Source organism: Bradyrhizobium sp. LeoA1Lang (genome assembly GCF_055413685.1).
The window spans coordinates 21,157-39,426 of sequence record NZ_JBVAPG010000077.1; the positions used below are offsets into that span (position 1 = coordinate 21,157).

22 protein-coding genes are annotated in these 18,270 nt (G+C 62.4%); 14 read left to right on the forward strand and 8 right to left on the reverse strand.

Annotated features, from left to right (window positions below; genetic code table 11):
* Nucleotides 1–52 precede the first annotated feature (52 nt).
* The 5 genes from ACZYOF_RS24325 to ACZYOF_RS24345 form a co-directional block, all read right to left on the reverse strand.
* Nucleotides 53–1,003: an NUDIX hydrolase gene (locus tag ACZYOF_RS24325; protein WP_463717372.1), complete on the reverse strand. Its 951-nt coding sequence runs from the start codon at nt 1,001–1,003 to the stop codon at nt 53–55.
* 18 nt (nt 1,004–1,021) lie between these two features.
* On the reverse strand, nt 1,022–1,444 hold the full coding sequence (locus tag ACZYOF_RS24330; RefSeq protein ID WP_463717373.1) for a hypothetical protein: 423 nt from the start codon (nt 1,442–1,444) through the stop codon (nt 1,022–1,024).
* A gap of 117 nt (nt 1,445–1,561) precedes the next feature.
* Complete coding sequence (locus ACZYOF_RS24335; protein ID WP_130582832.1) at nt 1,562–2,842, reverse strand: O-acetylhomoserine aminocarboxypropyltransferase; 1,281 nt, start codon at nt 2,840–2,842, stop codon at nt 1,562–1,564.
* A gap of 152 nt (nt 2,843–2,994) precedes the next feature.
* Nucleotides 2,995–3,579 carry a CoA-binding protein gene (locus tag ACZYOF_RS24340; protein ID WP_463717374.1) on the reverse strand — a complete coding sequence of 195 codons (585 nt, stop codon included), beginning with the start codon at nt 3,577–3,579 and terminating at the stop codon, nt 2,995–2,997.
* Between the two features lie 126 nt (nt 3,580–3,705).
* Nucleotides 3,706–4,527, reverse strand: a complete 822-nt coding sequence (locus ACZYOF_RS24345; protein ID WP_463717375.1) for an enoyl-CoA hydratase — start codon at nt 4,525–4,527, stop codon at nt 3,706–3,708.
* A gap of 87 nt (nt 4,528–4,614) precedes the next feature.
* On the opposite strand from ACZYOF_RS24345, the gene ACZYOF_RS24350 reads away from it, so the two are divergent.
* From ACZYOF_RS24350 to ACZYOF_RS24375, 6 genes are all read left to right on the forward strand, one after another.
* A complete protein-coding gene (locus tag ACZYOF_RS24350) occupies nt 4,615–5,052 on the forward strand; it encodes a PaaI family thioesterase (protein ID WP_463717376.1) in 438 nt (145 codons plus the stop codon).
* A gap of 148 nt (nt 5,053–5,200) precedes the next feature.
* A complete protein-coding gene (gene rplM, locus ACZYOF_RS24355; RefSeq protein ID WP_130582828.1) occupies nt 5,201–5,665 on the forward strand; it encodes a 50S ribosomal protein L13 in 465 nt (154 codons plus the stop codon).
* A gap of 1 nt (nt 5,666) precedes the next feature.
* Nucleotides 5,667–6,143, forward strand: coding sequence for a 30S ribosomal protein S9 (gene rpsI / locus ACZYOF_RS24360; RefSeq protein ID WP_463717377.1), 477 nt, complete (start codon nt 5,667–5,669; stop codon nt 6,141–6,143).
* A 232-nt stretch (nt 6,144–6,375) separates the two neighbouring features.
* The gene (locus ACZYOF_RS24365) at nt 6,376–7,593 is read left to right on the forward strand and encodes a GGDEF domain-containing protein (protein ID WP_463717378.1); all 1,218 of its coding nucleotides are present in this window, start codon (nt 6,376–6,378) and stop codon (nt 7,591–7,593) included.
* A 60-nt stretch (nt 7,594–7,653) separates the two neighbouring features.
* Nucleotides 7,654–7,890 (forward strand): hypothetical protein, encoded by a 237-nt coding sequence (locus ACZYOF_RS24370; RefSeq protein WP_130582825.1) that lies wholly within the window; start codon nt 7,654–7,656, stop codon nt 7,888–7,890.
* Between the two features lie 96 nt (nt 7,891–7,986).
* The gene (locus tag ACZYOF_RS24375) at nt 7,987–8,283 is read left to right on the forward strand and encodes an antibiotic biosynthesis monooxygenase family protein (protein ID WP_028162832.1); all 297 of its coding nucleotides are present in this window, start codon (nt 7,987–7,989) and stop codon (nt 8,281–8,283) included.
* A gap of 7 nt (nt 8,284–8,290) precedes the next feature.
* Here the strand turns inward: ACZYOF_RS24375 and ACZYOF_RS24380 are convergent, their stop codons facing one another.
* Nucleotides 8,291–9,430, reverse strand: a complete 1,140-nt coding sequence (locus tag ACZYOF_RS24380) for an AI-2E family transporter (RefSeq protein ID WP_463717379.1) — start codon at nt 9,428–9,430, stop codon at nt 8,291–8,293.
* A gap of 241 nt (nt 9,431–9,671) precedes the next feature.
* On the opposite strand from ACZYOF_RS24380, the gene ACZYOF_RS24385 reads away from it, so the two are divergent.
* The 8 genes from ACZYOF_RS24385 to ACZYOF_RS24420 all read left to right on the forward strand — a co-directional run bounded on the left by ACZYOF_RS24385 (nt 9,672) and on the right by ACZYOF_RS24420 (nt 17,367).
* A complete protein-coding gene (locus ACZYOF_RS24385) occupies nt 9,672–10,445 on the forward strand; it encodes a gamma-glutamyl-gamma-aminobutyrate hydrolase family protein (protein ID WP_463717380.1) in 774 nt (257 codons plus the stop codon).
* A 656-nt stretch (nt 10,446–11,101) separates the two neighbouring features.
* Nucleotides 11,102–12,346 (forward strand): tyrosine-type recombinase/integrase, encoded by a 1,245-nt coding sequence (locus ACZYOF_RS24390; protein ID WP_463717381.1) that lies wholly within the window; start codon nt 11,102–11,104, stop codon nt 12,344–12,346.
* A 2-nt stretch (nt 12,347–12,348) separates the two neighbouring features.
* Entirely contained in the window at nt 12,349–12,780 is a 432-nt protein-coding gene (locus ACZYOF_RS24395) for a hypothetical protein (protein WP_463717382.1), read from the forward strand.
* A gap of 110 nt (nt 12,781–12,890) precedes the next feature.
* Nucleotides 12,891–13,169 carry a hypothetical protein gene (locus tag ACZYOF_RS24400; RefSeq protein WP_463717383.1) on the forward strand — a complete coding sequence of 93 codons (279 nt, stop codon included), beginning with the start codon at nt 12,891–12,893 and terminating at the stop codon, nt 13,167–13,169.
* A 101-nt stretch (nt 13,170–13,270) separates the two neighbouring features.
* On the forward strand, nt 13,271–13,663 hold the full coding sequence (locus tag ACZYOF_RS24405) for a ParB N-terminal domain-containing protein (protein ID WP_463717384.1): 393 nt from the start codon (nt 13,271–13,273) through the stop codon (nt 13,661–13,663).
* Between the two features lie 77 nt (nt 13,664–13,740).
* A complete protein-coding gene (locus tag ACZYOF_RS24410) occupies nt 13,741–14,343 on the forward strand; it encodes a hypothetical protein (RefSeq protein WP_463717385.1) in 603 nt (200 codons plus the stop codon).
* A gap of 116 nt (nt 14,344–14,459) precedes the next feature.
* Nucleotides 14,460–17,021 (forward strand): DNA-primase RepB domain-containing protein, encoded by a 2,562-nt coding sequence (locus ACZYOF_RS24415; RefSeq protein ID WP_463717386.1) that lies wholly within the window; start codon nt 14,460–14,462, stop codon nt 17,019–17,021.
* Between the two features lie 64 nt (nt 17,022–17,085).
* A complete protein-coding gene (locus tag ACZYOF_RS24420; protein ID WP_463717387.1) occupies nt 17,086–17,367 on the forward strand; it encodes a hypothetical protein in 282 nt (93 codons plus the stop codon).
* A 76-nt stretch (nt 17,368–17,443) separates the two neighbouring features.
* Here ACZYOF_RS24420 and ACZYOF_RS24425 read toward each other — a convergent pair whose 3' ends face one another.
* Together ACZYOF_RS24425 and ACZYOF_RS24430 are read right to left on the reverse strand one after the other, a co-directional pair.
* Nucleotides 17,444–17,575: a hypothetical protein gene (locus tag ACZYOF_RS24425; RefSeq protein WP_463717388.1), complete on the reverse strand. Its 132-nt coding sequence runs from the start codon at nt 17,573–17,575 to the stop codon at nt 17,444–17,446.
* A gap of 104 nt (nt 17,576–17,679) precedes the next feature.
* Nucleotides 17,680–18,270, reverse strand: a 591-nt coding sequence (locus tag ACZYOF_RS24430) for a UPF0149 family protein (protein WP_455998985.1), incomplete at its 5' end; no start/stop codon positions are given.

Sequence of the window (18,270 nt, forward strand, 5' to 3'; positions counted from 1 at the left end):
ATGCTCTCCTTGAGTATATTTCGTATTATACTTATCCTGAGCATAATGGAAGTCAAGAGCGCGAGAGCGGGAGCTTGGTGCCGGCGACGGCCCGTTCGGCCACAACACCGTGACGGAAGCGGAACAGCTTGGCGGGGCGGCCGACCGTCTCGGCGGCCATTGCGCCTGTCTCTTCAACGAGTTCCTGCTGCTCGATCAGGCGCCGAAAATTCTGTTTGTGCACAGTGCGGCCTGCAAGGGCCTCAACACTGCGTTGCAGTTGCAGCAGGGTGAATTCGGCCGGCATCAGCTCGAAGACGACCGGCCGGTATTTGATCTTGGCACGCAGCCGCGCGATGCCGGTGGCCAGAATGCGGCGATGATCCGATATCATCGCGCGGCCGGGCACTGCGGCTTCTCCGGCGCGCTTGTCCCGAACCGCTTCGGGGATCAGGGAGGCCTCGTAGAGCAGCTCGTAACGCTGCAGCACCAGTTCCTCATTCCATGCGCGGTCATCGAGGCCGAAGGTGATGGCGGCGCGCTGCGAGCGGGCCTTCTGCACGGAGGTGCTCTCCGCCGATTTTGCCCAGGCGCGCAGCTTGGGCGCCACGATCTTTGCGATCAGGGGCGGGGTTCCGGCGCGATGATCTTCCCACGGGAAATACTCATACCAGCCGGACCAATGAGCCTGGGAATCCTCCCTGACCTGGTCCTCGCGGGTAAGACCCAGATAGCTGATCGAGATGCGATGCGGCGCCCTGGCGTCGCCGGTGCGCCCGTGGTCGGCGAAGGTATAGAGTTGCTCGACATAGCCGAGCGGGTGTCCGGTCTGCGCCTCGACCCAGGCTCGCAGACCGGTCTGCAGCGAGCGGTGCCCGAACTGGAACGGACCGCTCGGCAGCGCGGTCGCGTTCGCGATCGTCATGATCTTGGGCTCGCCCTCGGTCACCGCGACCAGGACGGCGACGAGGTCAGCGGTGGTCGCGTCGATCGATGTTTCGGCTTTTCGCAGTGCCTTTGCCACGCGGGCGTCCTGTCGGGGCTAGCAATAGCCGTAAACGCCGCAGGCGTACGGCAGGCGATTCCAGTAGGGACCGCCGTAGTAGGGCCCCCCATAATACGGACCGTCATAGCTGTAGGAGAAGTGATTGCCGTAATAGCCGGGCAGGCCGGACGAGCCCGGCAGGATCGGCTCGCCATTGACGAACGGCACGTAAGGCACAACGGCGGCCGGCGTGAACAGCACGTCCGGTTCCTGTTCGGCTACGACGATCTGGCGGCCGCGGCGGACGTAGGGGGCTGATGTCACTGACGTCCGGTACTTGTAGTGCGGGCGCGGAAGGCCGGGCGGCAGTTGGCGGGCGGCGCGGTAGGCCGCGCGCTTGGTAGCAACCGGGCCGTCGGCGGCGGCAGCGGCATCAATCGCAAACAGGACGATCGAGGAGAGCAATATCGAGCGCAGCATCGTCGTCTCCGAATCGAGAGGGCGACAGAATGCCACCTTATAGCGGAATGACCGTTAATGAGATCAGGTCATTCCGGGTCTGGTGCAGGCGCACCATCCCGGAATGACGAGCAGGCATCAAGCCCGCAGCGCCTGGTCGAGGTCGGCGATCAGGTCGTCCTTGTCCTCGATGCCGATCGAAAGCCGAACCACGTCCGGGGCTGCGCCAGACTTGATCTTCGCGGCATCGTCGAGCTGGCTGTGGGTGGTGGAGGCCGGGTGGATCACCAGCGAGCGGGTATCGCCGACATTGGCGAGGTGCGAGAACAATCTCAGGTTCGACACCAGGTTGACGCCGGCGTCATAGCCGCCCTTGAGGCTGAAGGTGAACACGGCGCCCGCGCCTTTCGGCGCATATTTGCGCGCAAGATTGTTGTACTTGTCGCTGGGTAGCCCCGCGTAATTCACCGACGCCACCGCGGGATGGCCGGCCAGGAATTCCGCGACCGCTTTCGCGTTGTCGCAATGCTTCTGCATGCGCAGCGGCAGCGTCTCGATGCCGGTCAGGATCATGAAGGCGTTGAACGGCGACAGCGCCGGGCCGAGATCGCGCAAGCCGAGCACGCGGCAGGCGATCGCGAAGGCGAAATTGCCGAAGGTCTCCTGGATCTTGATGCCGTGATATTCCGGCCGCGGCTCGCTCAGCATCGGATATTTGTTGTCTTTCGACCAGTCGAAGGTGCCGGCATCGACGATGACGCCGCCGAGCGAGTTGCCGTGGCCGCCCAGGAACTTGGTCAGCGAGTGCACGACGATGTCGGCGCCGTGGTCGATCGGCTTGATCAGATATGGCGTTGCCAGCGTGTTGTCGACGATCAGCGGCACGCCGGCCTTGCGCGCCACCGCAGCGATCGCCTCGATATCGGTGACGCTGCCGGAGGGATTGGCGATCGATTCGATGAAGATCGCCTTGGTGTGCGGCGTCACCGCGCGCTCGAAGCTTTCGATCTCGTCCGGATCGGCCCAGGCGACGTTCCAGCCAAAGCTCTTGAAGGCGTGGGTGAACTGGTTGATCGAGCCGCCATAGAGTTTTCGCGCGGCGATGATCTCGTCGCCGGGCTTCATCAATTGCTGCAGCACCACGACCTGCGCGGCGTGTCCCGAGGCGACCGCGAGCGCCGCGGTGCCGCCTTCGAGTGCGGCGACGCGCTCCTCCAGCACCGCATTGGTCGGGTTGCCGATGCGGGTATAGATGTTGCCGAACGACTGCAGGCCGAACAATGAGGCCGCGTGGTCGGCGTCGTTGAACACGAATGACGTCGTCTGATAGATCGGCGTCGCCCGCGCGCCGGTGGTGGGATCGGGCTGCGCACCGGCATGCACGGCGAGGGTCGAAAATCCCGGAAGGCGATCGGTCATTCTGAGTGTCCTGTGTTTAAGTCGGAAATAAAATGCGCGGCATGCTGATGGCCGCCGCGTCGGTCGTCAAGGCGAGTTCGTCGTCGCGTTTGGTGTTGGAAAGTCCGTGCTTCGTTATGCCGCGATATCGAAACGAACGTTTCGCGATTGCATTACGAAAGTTCGGTCTTGTTTTTCGCGGCGCGATCGGAAGCCGCCGTTTCGCCGCCGCCGACGCTCATCCGATTGAGTGACAGCCGCATGCCCTGCGTCGGCACCGGCGCGCGCTTCGAACTCAGCGTCCGAGAATTCACGCCCATCCAGGAAATCTCCGACGACAGCCGGCCATACTCGATCTTCGGGCAGCGGTTCATCACGACCTTGATGCCAACAGCCTCGGCCTTTGCGGCAGCCGCGTCGTCGCGCGCACCGAGCTGCATCCAGATCACCTTCGGCAATGGCGACAGCCTGAGCGCCTCCTCGACAACCGGCATGATGTGGCTGGAGTTGCGAAAGATGTCGACCATGTCGATCGGACGTCCGATGTCGGCGAGCGACGCGACGAAAGGCTTGCCGAGCAGGCTCTTGCCGACATGGCCGGGATTGACCGGGATCATGTCGTAGCCGCGCTCCGCCAGATATTTGAAGGCGAAATAGCTCGGCCGCACATTGACCGGTGAAGCGCCGACCATCGCGATCGACTTCACGCCGTTGAGGATGCCGCGGATGTAATTATCGGGGTAGGTGTCGTGGTTCATCTTGTATCCGGTTTGTCATTCCGGGGCGATGCGCAGCATCGAACCCGGAAGCTCGAGATTCCGGGTCTGGTGCTGCGCACCATCCCGGAATGACGGAGTGTGACGTCGAGTCCCTGGCGACGGAAACTATCTATCCTGCCATTTCGGCTCGCGCTTCTCGATGAAGGCGCCGATGCCTTCCTCGGCGTCGCGCGCCATCATGTTTTCGGTCATCACCTCGGCGGCGTAGCGATAGGCGTCCGCGAGGGTCATCTCGGCCTGGCGGTAGAACGCTTCCTTGCCGAGCTTCACAGTATAGGCGGATTTCAGCGCCACTTTTTGCGCCAGCGCAATCGCGGCCTCTCGTTCGGTGCCGGCAGGCACGACGCGGTTGATGAGGCCGATGGCCTGCGCGGTCGTGGCCGAGATCGGCTCGCCCGTGAGCAGCATCTCCATGGCCTGCTTGCGCGGGACATTGCGCGACAGCGCCACCATCGGCGTCGAGCAGAACAGGCCGATATCGACGCCGGGTGTCGCGAAAGCCGCATTCTCAGAGGCGACCGCGAGATCGCAGCTTGCGACAAGCTGGCAGCCGGCAGCGGTCGCGATGCCCTGGACGGAAGCGACCACCGGCTTCGGCAGGTGCACGACCGCCTGCATCATGGCGCTGCAGGCATTCATGATCTCAGCGAAATAGGCGCGGCCGCGATCGGCGTCGCTGCGGCGCGCGGTGAGTTCCTTCATGTCGTGGCCGGCCGAGAAGGCCGGACCGTTGGCGGCAATGACCACGCCGCGCACGGCTCGGTCGTCATGAATCTCCTTGAGCGCGCCATGCAGCGCGGCGATCAGGCCTTCGGAGAGGCTGTTGCGCGCGGCGGGGCGATTGAGCGTCAGCACGGCGATGCTGCCGATCTGCTCCCGCAGGAGGATCGGCGATTGCGGCGCGACGGCACGGGCGGCTTGGGGCATCTCCAGATTTCCACTAAGGCTTTTTGTCAATTAAGGCTTGGCCGCAACTTAATGTAACACGCGGACTGAATCGAGGGCGGGGACGGCATGGCACCGGCGAAAATGAGCGTGGCTGAACTGGAGAAGTTCCTGCGCGAGGAGTTTCCCCAGGCGTTCAGCGGGAACGAGGTCGTCATCGAGAGCGCCGACGGCGAGACCTGCCTTCTGCGCCAGCGCTACAGCGAGCGGATGCTACGGCCGGGCGGCACGGTTTCAGGCCCGACGCTGATGGCGCTGGCCGATTTCGCGATGTATGTGGTGGTGCTATCGGCAATCGGCCCGGTTGGCCTGGCGGTCACCACCAATCTCAACATCAATTTCCTCCGTAAGGGCCAGCCGGGGCGGGACGTGCTGGCGGCGGGTAGGCTGCTGAAGCTCGGCAAGCGGCTGGCGGTCGGGGAGGTCAACCTGCTTTCGGGCGATTCTCCGGATCCAATAGCGCATGTGACGGCGACCTATTCCATTCCAAATAAATCGAGTTTCTGAAGGTATTATTGCACCTTATTTTTAAGGTATTGTTTTAACTGGAATAAATCGCTCCGGTCGGCGTTGACGAATTTCATTCGCTTCTCTAGAAAGCCGCCAATCCGGCGCAGCGTTTTGCGCCGAAAACTCCTTTCCACGGACAGCTCACATGAAAACCTTTTCGGCCAAGCCCGCCGAGGTGCAGAAGAAGTGGGTCGTGATCGACGCCAAGGGTGTGGTGGTCGGCCGGCTCGCTACCATGGTCGCGATGCGCCTGCGCGGCAAGCACCTGCCCACCTACACGCCGCATGTCGATTGCGGCGACAACGTCATCATCGTCAACGCCGCCCATGTCGTGCTGACCGGTCGCAAGCGCGACCAGAAAGTCTATCACAAGCACACCGGCTATATCGGCGGCATCAAGGAGCGCAGCGCGAAGCAGATCCTCGAGGGTCGCTTCCCCGAGCGCGTGGTCGAGAAGGCCATCGAGCGCATGATCCCGCGCGGCCCGCTCGGCCGTATGCAGATGGGCAATCTGCGCGTCTATCCCGGCGCCGAGCATCCGCACGAAGCGCAGAACCCTGAGAAGATCGATTTCGCCTCGCAGAACCGCAAGAACATGAGGGCCGCATAAGATGTCCGATACCATGCAGTCTCTCGGTCAGCTTGCGCAGCTCAAGCCGGCGGCTCCCGAGGCGCCGAAATATGTGAAGAAGATCGACAAGTACGGCCGCGCTTACGCCACCGGCAAGCGCAAGGACGCGGTTGCCCGCGTCTGGGTCAAGCCCGGCTCCGGCAAGATCTCCGTCAACACCCGCGACGTCGAAGTCTATTTCGCCCGTGCGGTGCTGCGGATGATGATCCAGCAGCCGCTGGTCGCCGCCGCCCGCGCCGGCCAGTATGACGTGATCTGCACGGTCACCGGCGGCGGCCTGTCCGGCCAGGCCGGTGCGGTGCGCCACGGCCTCTCCAAGGCGCTGACCAATTTCGAACCGGAATTGCGCGGTGTCCTGAAGAAGGGCGGCTTCCTCACCCGCGACTCGCGTACGGTCGAGCGCAAGAAGTACGGCCGCGCCAAGGCGCGCAAGTCGTTCCAGTTCTCGAAGCGCTAACCGCTTCACTGCAATTTGCACCAATTGCGAAGGGCGCCGCGAGGCGCCCTTTTTGCGGCGCCTTTGCACATCAATTGTCGCAGTTTTTCCCGAAAACTTTTGTGTGCACGCAAACGGATTGCCAACACGCCACGCATAGCCTGAGCAGCATTAACGGCGCGCTATCCTTTTCGGATCGCGCCCTTGAGAACGTGGCATCACACGCTTTCATCACACGCACCAGGCGGGGCTCATGTCGTTCGATATTTCGACGCTTTATCTGTTTGCCACAATGGTGGCCGGAATGCTCGGCGCCATGTTGTTGTTCTTCGGCAATCAGGAGAAGATTCCGGCGTTGAAGTGGTGGGGCAGCGCGTATCTTCTCGGTGCTGCCGCGGTGGCGGCATCGACCATCGCGGGCTCGATGCTTGGCGAAATCGCCTCGCTGGCGCTGAATGCAGCGGGCTTCATTGCCTGCGGCATGGTGTGGAACGCGGCACGCGTGTTTCATGGCCGCAAGCCGAATATCGCCGGTCTCGTGCTCGGCGCGATCGGATGGGTCGGCGCCGCGCTGGCCTTGCCGCCCGAGCTGCCCACGCTGAAGCTGACCATCGGCGCTGCCATCATCGCGATCTACGCATGCCTCACGGCAGCCGAATTGTGGCGCGAGCGGCGGCGCGCGACGCAGCGGCGCTGGCCCGCGCTCGCGGTGCCCGTGCTGCACGGCTGCGTGCTGCTGCTGCCGATTTTGGTCGGCAGTTTCCTGCGCCCGCACGATGCGGCCTTCGGCAGCAGCACCTGGGTGACGGTGTTCTCGGTCGAGCTCATCCTCTATGCGATCGGCACGGTGTTCGTGATCTTCATGCTGGTATCGGACCGCGAGGTGACCGCGCACAAGACGGCGGCCTCGATGGATCCCCTGACCGGCATGTTCAACCGCCGCGGCTTTGCCGAGGCCTGCACGCGGGTGATCGAGCGCGAGGCCAATGCCGGCCGTCCGGTGACGGTGATGATCTTCGATATCGACCACTTCAAATCGATCAACGACCGCTTCGGCCATCCCGCCGGCGACGAGATCCTGAAATTGTTCTCGGCCGTCGTCGTCAACAACCTCCGCATCAGCGATCTCTCCGGCCGCATTGGCGGCGAGGAATTCGCGGCGCTGCTGCCGTGCTCGCTGGAGGAGGGCGTGATCGCTGCCGAGCGTGTGCGCGAGTGCTTCCAGGCCTCCGGCATTGTCTGCGACGAGGGGGCGGTCGACACCACCGTGAGCATCGGCGTTGCCGGCGGGCCGGCGGGCACCGAGCTCGAGGTGCTGCTGGCGGCCGCCGACACCGCGCTCTACCAGGCCAAGCGCGGCGGCCGCAACCGCGTCGAGGCCGCGGAAGAGTTGCCGCTGTCGCTGGAGAACTGGCGGCGCAAGACTGCCGGTCTCGCACCGCAGGCGCGCGAGACGCCGATCGCGGCGTGAGAGCGATTTGAGCGACGTCGGTAGGATTTCATTTACCATTCGATTCCTATCATTCCGGGTATGGAATCGACCCGCCTTCACAACGCTCAATCCGCCCTGCTGTCGCTCGAAGCTGCCGCCGCCACCGCCCGCGGCGGGTTCGCCTGCCTGTTCTCGAGCTCGGCTGAATACGAGACCGCGCTGATCGCCGAGCGCCGCGCCCAAGGCCGCTACGGCCGCCCGCGCAGCCCCTGGCCAATGCTGATGTTCCTGGGCATCGCGCTGATGATCCTCGGCACGGTGCTGGTGTTCAATTAGGTAACGGTACATCCCGTATCGGTGAGGGCGCCGCGAGGCGCCTTTTTCTTTTCCATAGACTGGGCTAGAGACGGGCCCTTTCCAGGGAGAAGCCCAATGGTCACCGAAATTGCACTTATCGACGTCAAGCCCGGCAGCGAGAAGGATTTCGAAGCCGCAGTGGAGAAGGCGCGGCCGCTGTTTCTGCGCGCCAAGGGCGGCAAGGGGTTCGAATTGCACAAGTCGATCGAGAAGCCGTCGCGCTACCGGCTGGTTGCGAAGTGGGAGACGCTCGAAAACCACACCGTCGATTTCCGCGGCTCGGAAGACTTCGCCGCCTGGCGCGCCCTGGTCGGGCCGTTCTTTGCCGCGCCGCCGGAGGTCGAGCACACCGAGATCGTCGTGACGGCCTGAGGCCACCTCACGCCGCCACCGGCGGCTCCTCGGCCTTGAAGTGGTCGATCATCACCTTGGCGATCGCCATCAGGGGGAGCGCAAGCGCGAGCCCCCAGACGCCGAACACCACCCCGAGCAGGATCTGGAACGCAAACAGCGTGGCAGGCGGAATATCCAGCGCCTGCCGCTGGATGATCGGGGTCAGCACGTAGCTCTCCATCGCGTGCACGCCGAGGAACAGCACGAAGGCGGAGAGCGCTGCGATCCAGCCCGAGGCAAGGCTCGCGAGCACCACGATCAATCCGCCCAGGATCGCGCCCACCGTCGGAATGAAGGCGAGCAGGCCGGCCTGGATGCCCAGGATGAACGAACTCTGGATGCCGATGATCGAGAGCCCGATCCAGGTGACGAAGAACACCGCGCCCATGGTGATGATCTGGGCGATCAGCCAGCGCTCCAGCGTGTCGCCGATGCGGTCGACGATGATGGTGGCTTGCTCGCGGTGCCTGGCCGGCATCACGAACAACAGCCCGGCGCGGTAGATGCTGGGCTGGGTGGCAAACGCAAGCCCGAGAAACATCACGATGAAGAAGTTGCCGACCGCGCTGACAGTGCCGAGCAGCACCTTGAGGGTCTGGCTGATGATCGCGCCGCCGCTGGATGCGAGCGCTCCGGCGCTCGGAAGACTATGGGTCGCCGCGGCGCCTGGGGTCGTCGGCGTCGACGAGTCGGTCGGTGCGGCGGCCTGGTTGCTGAAATCGAGGTAGCTGGTGTCGATACCGTGGCTCTCGAGGAAGGACTTCACGTTCACCAGTTGCGACTTGATGGTGTCGCTGAGCGCGGAAGCCTGCTCGGCGATGGTGGCCCCGCCGAGGAAGACGACGCCCGACAGCAGCGCCGCCAGCGCCAGACAGACGATGGTCAGCCGAAGCGCATGGGGCAGCTTGACGCCATGGCCGAGCAGGTTGGTGAGGGCGTTGAGAGCTACGCCGAGCAGGACCCCGGCGAAGATCAGGAACAGCGTCGCCGCATATTGCCAGGCGAGCGCGAGCAGCGCCGCGAACAGCACGATGCCGATGCCGCCGACGCTGATCGCCCACGCCAAATCGTTGCGGGCCTGCAGGTGGTCGCCGCCCAGTAGTCTCACATTGATTCCTTCGCGCATCGATTGTTCTCACCTTGTCGCCAAAATCCCGCCGGGATCAAGCCGCCGCACGCGCGCCGGTTTGCCGCCGCCCGCCGGCAGGCCTTCCCGCGGGATGGCGGCAGGCCACCCCCGCCGCGCCTGCGTCCCGCGCCGATGTGCTCCGCCAGCATAATCTGTTGATCCATGGTCCGGTCGGGGGCATTATCCCTCTGGAACCATGACAAACATAGAAAATCATTCCTACGCGAGACACTGAGCAATGAGACGGCCCGTGGTCGGCGTGATTGGAAACGCCCATCGCATCGAAGATCGTTTCACGGTTCAGATGGTTGGGGAGCGCAACCTGCGCGCGATCACCGATGTCGCCGGCGCCGTTCCGCTGATGTTCGCCGGTTCGCCCGAGATTACCGACGTCGGCGCCTTGCTCGACGTGGTCGACGGCGTGGTCCTGACCGGGGCGCGGGCCAATGTCCACCCGACCCGCTTCAAGTGTGAGCCGCATATCAGTCACGAGCCTTACGACATCCATCGTGACGAGGTTGCGCTGGCGTTGTCGGAAGCCTGCGTCGCGCGCGGCATTCCGCTGTTCGGCATCTGTCGCGGCCTGCAGGAGATGAACGTCGCCTTTGGCGGCTCGCTGCATCCCGAGATTCGCGAACTGCCGGGGCGCATGAACCATCGCATGCCGCGGCTGGAGAATGGCGAGATCCATCCGGACCCGCTGGTCGTGTTCGCCGACCGTCATGACGTGAAGCTCACGCCCGGTGGCGTGTTCGCGAAACTCCTGGGCTGCGAGACAATCCGCGTCAATTCGCTGCACGGGCAGGGCATCCTGGCGCCCGGCGAACGCGTCGTAATCGAAGGCGTCGCCGAGGACGGCACCATCGAGGCGATCCGCATCGCAGACGCGCCAGGCTTTGCACTCGGGGTGCAGTGGCATGCGGAGTACGACCCGCAGCGCAACCCGATCAACAAAAAGCTGTTCGAAGCCTTCGGCGCAGCGCTGCGCGAACGGCGGCGGGCGGCGGCGTAGGGGCGTTGCTCGCCATGAGGGCGATTGGGTTCCGATTTCATTGTCAAACAGTGATTTCGTAGGATGGGTAGAGCGAAGCGAAACCCATCGCGATGGAGCAAGTTGTGCGATGATGGGTTTCGCTTCGCTCTACCCATCCTACGATCCCGTTGAACCTCGCACCGCTGTCGTCCCGTCGAAAGACGGGACCCATAACCACAGGGAGTTGTTGTGGCGCGAGCAAGCGGTTGCAGCGGAGCACACGACGAAGTCCTGTGGTTATGGGTCCCGGGTCAAGCCCGGGACGACCTGGGGAAGGTTGGGATTCAAACTTCAAACAGCGGAGGGGATGTGAGTCTGCGTTCTCGCGGCTGGATTGCCCGAGCTTTGCGTTTACTTTCCACCCTCTCAAGTCGCAGAGGGCGCAGGGAAAGCCGGGTGCCGGTTGCACCCATGGGTCCCGTGCAACAAAAAGCACGGGGGTAGGACTACAGGTTCAACCGAAGCATTCCGGCTTTCCCTGCGCAGGGGAAAATAAATATCCGTATGGATTTGTAGAGACCCCCGTGGAATGTCCAAGCCGTTGATCACGCGAAACTTATTCCCATATGATACCATGGGATTCCTTAAGCATTCGCAGACACAATCGCGACACTTCGCGAGAACGGGGCAGCATCGTGGCACGCAAAGTCAGCTTCAGCGCACTGGAGAGCCGCAGCGCTCGCCTGCGACTGAAAATCCGCCGCAGGCCCTACAGCGGCCCGTCGCTCGCACGCGGCGTTTCGCTGATGTACCGGCGCAACAAGACCAACGGCACGTGGGTGCTCAAGGCGACCGACGGCCACGGCGCATACTGGACCAAGGGCTTCGCGCTGGCCGACGATTTCGAGGACAGCGACGGCAAGAACGTGCTGACGTTCTACAAGGCGCAAGACGCGGCAAAGCGATTGGCACGTAGCGAGGACGGCAGCGCCGACAGCGCACCGATCACGATCGACGGTGCACTCACGGCCTATGAAGCCGATTTGAAGGCTCGCAGCGCCAACCCCTACAACGCCGAGCATCCGCGCCTGCACCTCTCCAGCGTGCTGTTGTCCAAGCCAGTGGCGTTGCTCACGGCCGCCGATCTGAAGAAATGGCGCGACAGCCTGCTGGGCACGATGGCGCCAGCGACGATCAACAGACTCTGCCGCTGTGTGTGCGCCGCGCTGGCGCTGGCGGCGCAGCACGACGAGCGCATCAAGAACCGTGACGCATGGCAAATCGGGCTCGCCGGTCTGCCGGATGCGACAGAGGTGCGCAACGTCATCCTCTCCGACGACGAGGTGCGCGAATTCGTCGCTGAAGCCTACTCGCTCGATGCCAAGCTTGGCTTGCTGACCGATACGTTGGCAGTAACCGGCGCACGGCCGAGCCAAGTTGTCCGACTGCGCGTTGAGGATTTGCGCTATCACCCGGTGCGGCCCAAACTAATGATGCCAAAAAGCGCCAAGGGCGGCGGCAGGAACCGTAGCGCGAAAAAGACCGAGCGCTATTCGGTGCCGATCACCGCGGAACTGGCGGCCAAGCTGAAGGAAGCGGCGCGAGGCCGCGCCGACGATGCGTCGCTGCTGTTGCAGAGCGACGGCAGCCCTTGGGGCGACAATCCGGGGTTGAACTATCATCGCCAAGTCGACAAGATCGTCACTGCCCTCGATCTCGATCCCAAGGCGTCGATGTACGCGTTGCGACATTCGTGCGTCGTCAGGATGCTTTTAGCCAACATTCCGATCAGGCTGGTGGCGTCGCTGCACAATACATCGGTCGCGATGATCGAAAAGCATTATTCGCGATACATCGTCGAGCACAGCGACGACATCTCGCGTCGGGCGCTGCTGCAGCATGAGCTGCCGAGCGGCGAGAACGTCGTCGCACTGCGCTAACCATGGCGCGGAAGGGCAAACGGGAGCGGCCGCAGAACCGGCAGCGTAGGATATGGCAGGAGCAGCAGCGCGCCATCCGCGAACTGCAGGAGAACCCGCGCTTCCGTGCCGAGCTGCAGGTCGTCCCAAAGGGTCCTCGCTTCCGTGCCGAGCTTGCGGCCGCCAAGAAGGCGTCCGGCGCGATCACCTCACAAGAGCGCGAGGCCGAGCGACAGCGGCAGATGAAAGCCCGGTTTCCGACTAAGCCCGAGCAGTCTGAGGGCGGTCGCCCGCGCCGTCTCACTGACAAACAGGTCGTGCGCGGCATCTCGTTCTTGAACAGGAATCCGGGGACGAAGCTGGAGGACGCCTACCCGGCGCTGCGGAAGCTTCTGCACACCGACGCCAGCGACAGCACGCTATGGCGGCACATCTGGAGTAAGCGGAAGCGCTGACTCGTCAAAACCTCCCGCCGACTCGTCAAAACCTCGCGCAGGAATCCCATTCTGTTTTGAAAACGATTTCGGGGTGATTGTTCTCCACAATTCTACGAGAGGACATAGCAATGGCTCGCCCCGAAATTACCGGCCGCAAGATGGCAACTCGACCGGCGTCCAACCCGCGCGCTGTCATTGGCGACAACAAGCCGCCAGCCGACGTCGATGACGCCGATGCGTTCAGCATCGAGGAATTCTGCAGGCGGCATCGGATCAGCGTGCAACTTTTCTACAAGCTCAAGAACGAAATGCCCGCGACGTTCCGCGTCGGCACGCGGGTGCTGATCTCGCGCGAAGCCGCCGCCGCATGGCGTCGTGCGCGCGAAGCGGAATCCGCCGAAGCCTAATCATCAAACATGAAAACGGGAAAGGGAGAGAAATCATCATGACAAGATACAATCGGCCATCACGCAAGCAATCCGCGCGGCGTCAAACGCGAGAGCGCCCCATGCAACCGCATGCGGTGAAGCAAATCGGAGTAAACGAAATTCTTATCAAGAAAAAGCGCCTCCGCGGCTTTCGCCCCGATCTGGTCGAGCTGCTGGAGCAGTCGATGCGAGACGTCGGCTTAATCGACGCAATCCTGGTGCGGCCACGGCGAGCAGGAGGTTACTGGCTGGTCGCCGGATGGCACCGGCTGGAAGCTGCCAAAAGATTGGGGTGGCCGACCATCAAGGCTCTGATCTTCAAAATGAATGATGTTCAAGCGGAGCTGGCCGAAATTGATTCAAACCTGATGGTTGCGTACCTGTCACCGGCAGAACGGGCGATCTATGCCGCCCAGCGAGAATGGCGTCGTGCGCGCAAGGCGGAATCCGCCGAAACCAATCACCACACATGAAAGCGCCTGCCGCGCGGGGCTTAGCGGCGAACGCGGCAGGCGATGATCACAACACTTCCGGCATGGAGGTGCCGTCCATGGATAAGGCGAAGATAATCTCTCCGATTTCGGCAATCAAGACGCGTAATTTCAATTGGCCGTCGCGCGAGGAATGGGCGCGAATTAAACGCACGCCGTACACAGACGACGCGCCTACAGCGAGCCGCGAGCTGTCGCTCTATGCAAGCCCCGAAGAGATCGCCGCCGCGATCTCTGCCCTAAGGAAACTCTGGAATGATTGCGGACGCCAGATGAAGGCCGCAGCGATGCGGGCCGGTTCGTTCGCATGTCAGCCTGGGGAACGCAATCGGGACTGGGGGTCGCGACGGGTGAGTATGAGCAACGCTGATAAAGAACTCGGCGATGTTCCAGAGAAGTTTCGTTACCAGCGTCGCGAGATCAATGACGTGATCAAACAGTTGCGTAACGGTGCGGTGCCGTGGCGCTCGGTCGGCACTGGAATGACACCGCCATCACCTCTCGACGTGATCGTCGCCCGCTACGAGGCCGCCACCTGCGCGGAAATCGAAAGGTGGAAAGCTCAAGTCGCAGCGAGGCCCATCGATGATGTCGCATGGGAACGTGAGTTGGCATGGCGGCGTGAAGTGGAAGCCCGTGGAATTGTTCGGATCACCGGGTGAACTGGTAATCGCCAATCGACACTCTCCCGGCTCCGCAGGCATTCAGGCGAAGCTGAACAGCAAAACGCAAACAGAAAGGCGCGCTGTCATGACCGATCATCGCAGGACGCACCGCCATGGACGCGACCGCCAACACCAAAACCATCGCCGCCGACTTCGCCGAAACCATGTTCGGCTCGACCACCGAGCTGCCGGTATATATTTCATCACTGCCCAATGAACGTGGCGATGAAACCGAACCGCCTGAACGTCACGTCGCTACCCGTGTGCCCTCGCACATCACAAGATTTATCGCGAAGTGGGACCGGCCAAAGCGTGGGCTGTTCTTCTGCACTGGCATCGTCAAGCCGGGCGCGCGGCGCGCCAAAGAGAACATCGTCCAAACCGCCTGCCTGCACACGGATATCGATTTCCGCCAACTCGACGGTGATCCTGGTCGGGCTGAAGTTCTGCGCCAGCTCGAGCGCCTGAGATATCGGCCGAGCATCATCGTATTCTCCGGTCACGGGCTGCATTGCTATTGGTTGCTCACGGAAGCACTGGACACCCAAGAGAATTTGGAGCGGATCGAAGCCGCGCTGCGGCTGCTGGCCGATCTGGTTGGTGGTGATCTGCAATGCTGCGAGGTCGCGCGGCTGATGCGGTTGCCCGGCACGCACAACACCAAGGACGGCGAATGGACCGAGGTCGAGATCATCGAACAGAACGGTCGCCGCTATGAACTGGACGATCTCGAAGAATGGCTGGCAGAGGCCTCGCCAGTGCTGCTGCGGAAGGAACGACCGAAGGAAGTGACGGCGGGCGAGACCAACTATTTCAGCGAGTACGCGAAGACGCGGAATTTAAAGCCGCGCGTCGATGTCAGGGCGCGGCTCGACGCGATGATGTTTATGGGCGGCGGTGATACTGGTATTCACGCCACCCAGCTCAGTGCCACTGCATCGCTGCTCAGCTCTGACGTGCCAATTGACGAAGTCATTGCACTGGTTCTGGCCGCAACCAAGGCCGCCGCTGGCCCTTACGGCACACGCTGGAATTGGAAGCGCGAAGAACGCAACATCCGCCGCATGTGCGAGAAGTGGCTGGCGAAACATCCGCAGAAACCCAGGGCGGTCCCGGCACCGCGAAGCGACCAAAAGACCAACACCGCACCCGACGACAGCGAGCCACTGATCCCGCTACATCACATTATCGGCGATACGGTGATCGCCAAACTGCGTCACGATGGCGAGGACATCATTAGCGTGTCGAAAGGGCTTTGGCATTATTGCGAAGGCATCTGGCAACTGCGAACCGACACCCTCTGGCTCGATGCGCTGATCGAAATTGCCTGTCGTAACATGAACTACAAAAGCACGAACAGATTAATTGTCGAGACGCGCCACTGGATTATCAGACACCCCGAGGTCTGGCGGCGGAAGGATATTTCTTGGGATGCACATGGCAAGATACCCACGCGTTCAGGCTTGATCGATCCGAAAACCTTGGAGCTGACGCCAGCTAAAGCCGACGACTTCTGTTCTTGGCGGATCGAATGCGATTACGATCCGACCGCCGAATGCCCGTGGTGGGAAATCATGATCGCGGATTTCTTTTCCGACCGTGAAAAAGAAATCGCTGCCGCGCATGTCGGCGTCATTCAGGAAGTGCTCGGCTGTGCCCTGATCGATGACAAACCTCGCGAGATGTCGAAAGCTCTGATCCTGCGGGGCGGCAGCAACTGTGGCAAGTCGGTCGCCCTCGAAGTGCTGGCTGGGTTATTTGGGCCGGCACAGATCACGACCGCACTGGATCAGCTCGACGGCGCGCACGGCCTGATGCAGTTTACGGTGCGGGCGCCTTGGGTGCTGCACGAGGCCTTTCAATCCGGCAAGTGGCACTTCTCTTCCATCGTCAAGCAAATCATTACCCACGAACCGGTTACGATCAACATCAAAAACGGCCCGTTGCTTACGACCATCGTGCGCTCACCGATCTTTTGGGCGACCAACTATCCACCGCAGTTCAAGGAAGCGACCCGCGCCATCGTCAACCGGATCATCGTCATCGAATGCCTGCGTCATTTCGATCCTGACGCCGAGCTGGTCGGCGCAGCGGCGGAAGCGCGCCGTCGCGGCATCGACAAGCCGTCATCGCTGATCGTGCAAACCGAACTGCCGGGGCTGTTGAATTGGGCCATCAAAGGATTGCAGCGCGCGGCCAAGCGCGGTCGGATCGCAACGACGGATCAGATCAAGGAGGCATCGGAAGACATCCATCGCGACAGCAATCTTGTGGCCGGGTTCATCGAGGACTGCATCATGTTCTCACCAAATCACCGGGTGTCGGTGCCGGATTTCTGCGCCGCGTTTACCGTCTGGTTCGTGGAGAATAAGGGTGAGGATCGCGGCACCCCGAGTAATGAGAGCATCGGCAGGGCGCTCGCTGCGTTCGGCGATCCGCGCATTGGCATGGATCGCCGTGAGCTACGCGACATGCACTGCCGATACTATGTCGGGATCGCGCTGAATGATGCAGGGAGGACGTTCTGGGATCGCGCTGTCCTGTCGGATCGTTTCGCGGGGAAAACCACCAATACCAGCAACCCGGAACGGGCAATCAATACCTTGATCCCTGAAGCATGGAAGGCAAAATCGTCGGTGGTGAGCATGCGAAAGGCGCAAAAGGCGGAAGAGTGAGTTCTTGGTTTTAGGCCGATGACCGACCGGCAATAAGAACGGTCATCGCTCAGCGAGAACGGTCATGCGGAAGAGTACTGTCATTGAAGAAACTGTTCCGATGGCAGTTCGAACGGTCATTCCCGAGAACGGTCATGAGAGAACGGTCATCGACAGAATGCCGACGCCGCAGGGTGACTTGAAAACTATGACCGTGATGACCGTTCTCTTCTCTATAGCTGTAGAAACAGAAAAAGAGAGAAAAGGAAGAAGGAAGTACATGGAAATGGGAGTTGTAGGGAAAAGGGGCGATTTTCGCGGTCGGAACGGTCACACGGTCACCACGGCGTCGGATCGGCGGGGGTAGTGCTGCAACGCCCGCCGCCCGGCCGACGTGAAACCGCAGGTACCGCCCGTGCTCGCAAAAGCCTGGCTCGGCGGCGTCACGGGGTTCGGAGCTTGCGGGTGCGAGAGCCCACCAGCGCCGGCTGCAGGCCGCGCTGCGTGCTTCCGGCCGCGATGACCAGGATCTTGAGGCCGCCGTCACTGCGCTGATCGAGGACTTCGTCACGCACCGGATCGGCCAACAAAAATGAGCGCGCGGCCCTACTCTGGTCTAGGCGGTTGTAGTTCGCCCTCTATCAGGTGTAAGCGGTAAGAGCTCCCACGTTCGCAGTGATCAGCGGGCGCGTGCGTAGCGGATCGGCATCCAGTATTGGCGCAGCGCCTCGACGGCCGCTGGGATATCGAGGTGGGCATTGCGAAGAAAGTCCTCGGTCTCGCGGCCGCTTCGCGGCGGTCCGAGCAGCGGACGGCCCTGATCGTCGCGACAGTGCAGCAGGATGGTCAGAAGCTGGCCGTGATTGACGTTGCTGGCGTCCAGCAACGGCGCCCACGCCGACAGCCTGAGCCGCATCGCGGCGTAGAAACCCTGGCACCAGGGGCGCGGATCGATGTCGCCATTGACTTCACGCCGGTGCATCGGCGCGAATTGGCGAGGCGTGGTCGAAAGGGTCTGGCTGATCTCGTTATGACGCAGCGCGACGGTGGAAATCGCCGCGAACTCCGGGGTGCCGCCGTGGTTGAAAGCATCGGCATCGATGGCGAGCAGCGGGCAGATCCAGTCGAGTGGGCTCATCGACACCGGTCCAGCCACGATCGCGGCGACGTAACCGTCGAGCATGGGAATGCTGGTGGCGGCAGGATGCCGATCGACGCGAGCCTGCAGCCACCGCTCGAGTTCCTCAAGCGGCATCGCGGCGACCGCCAT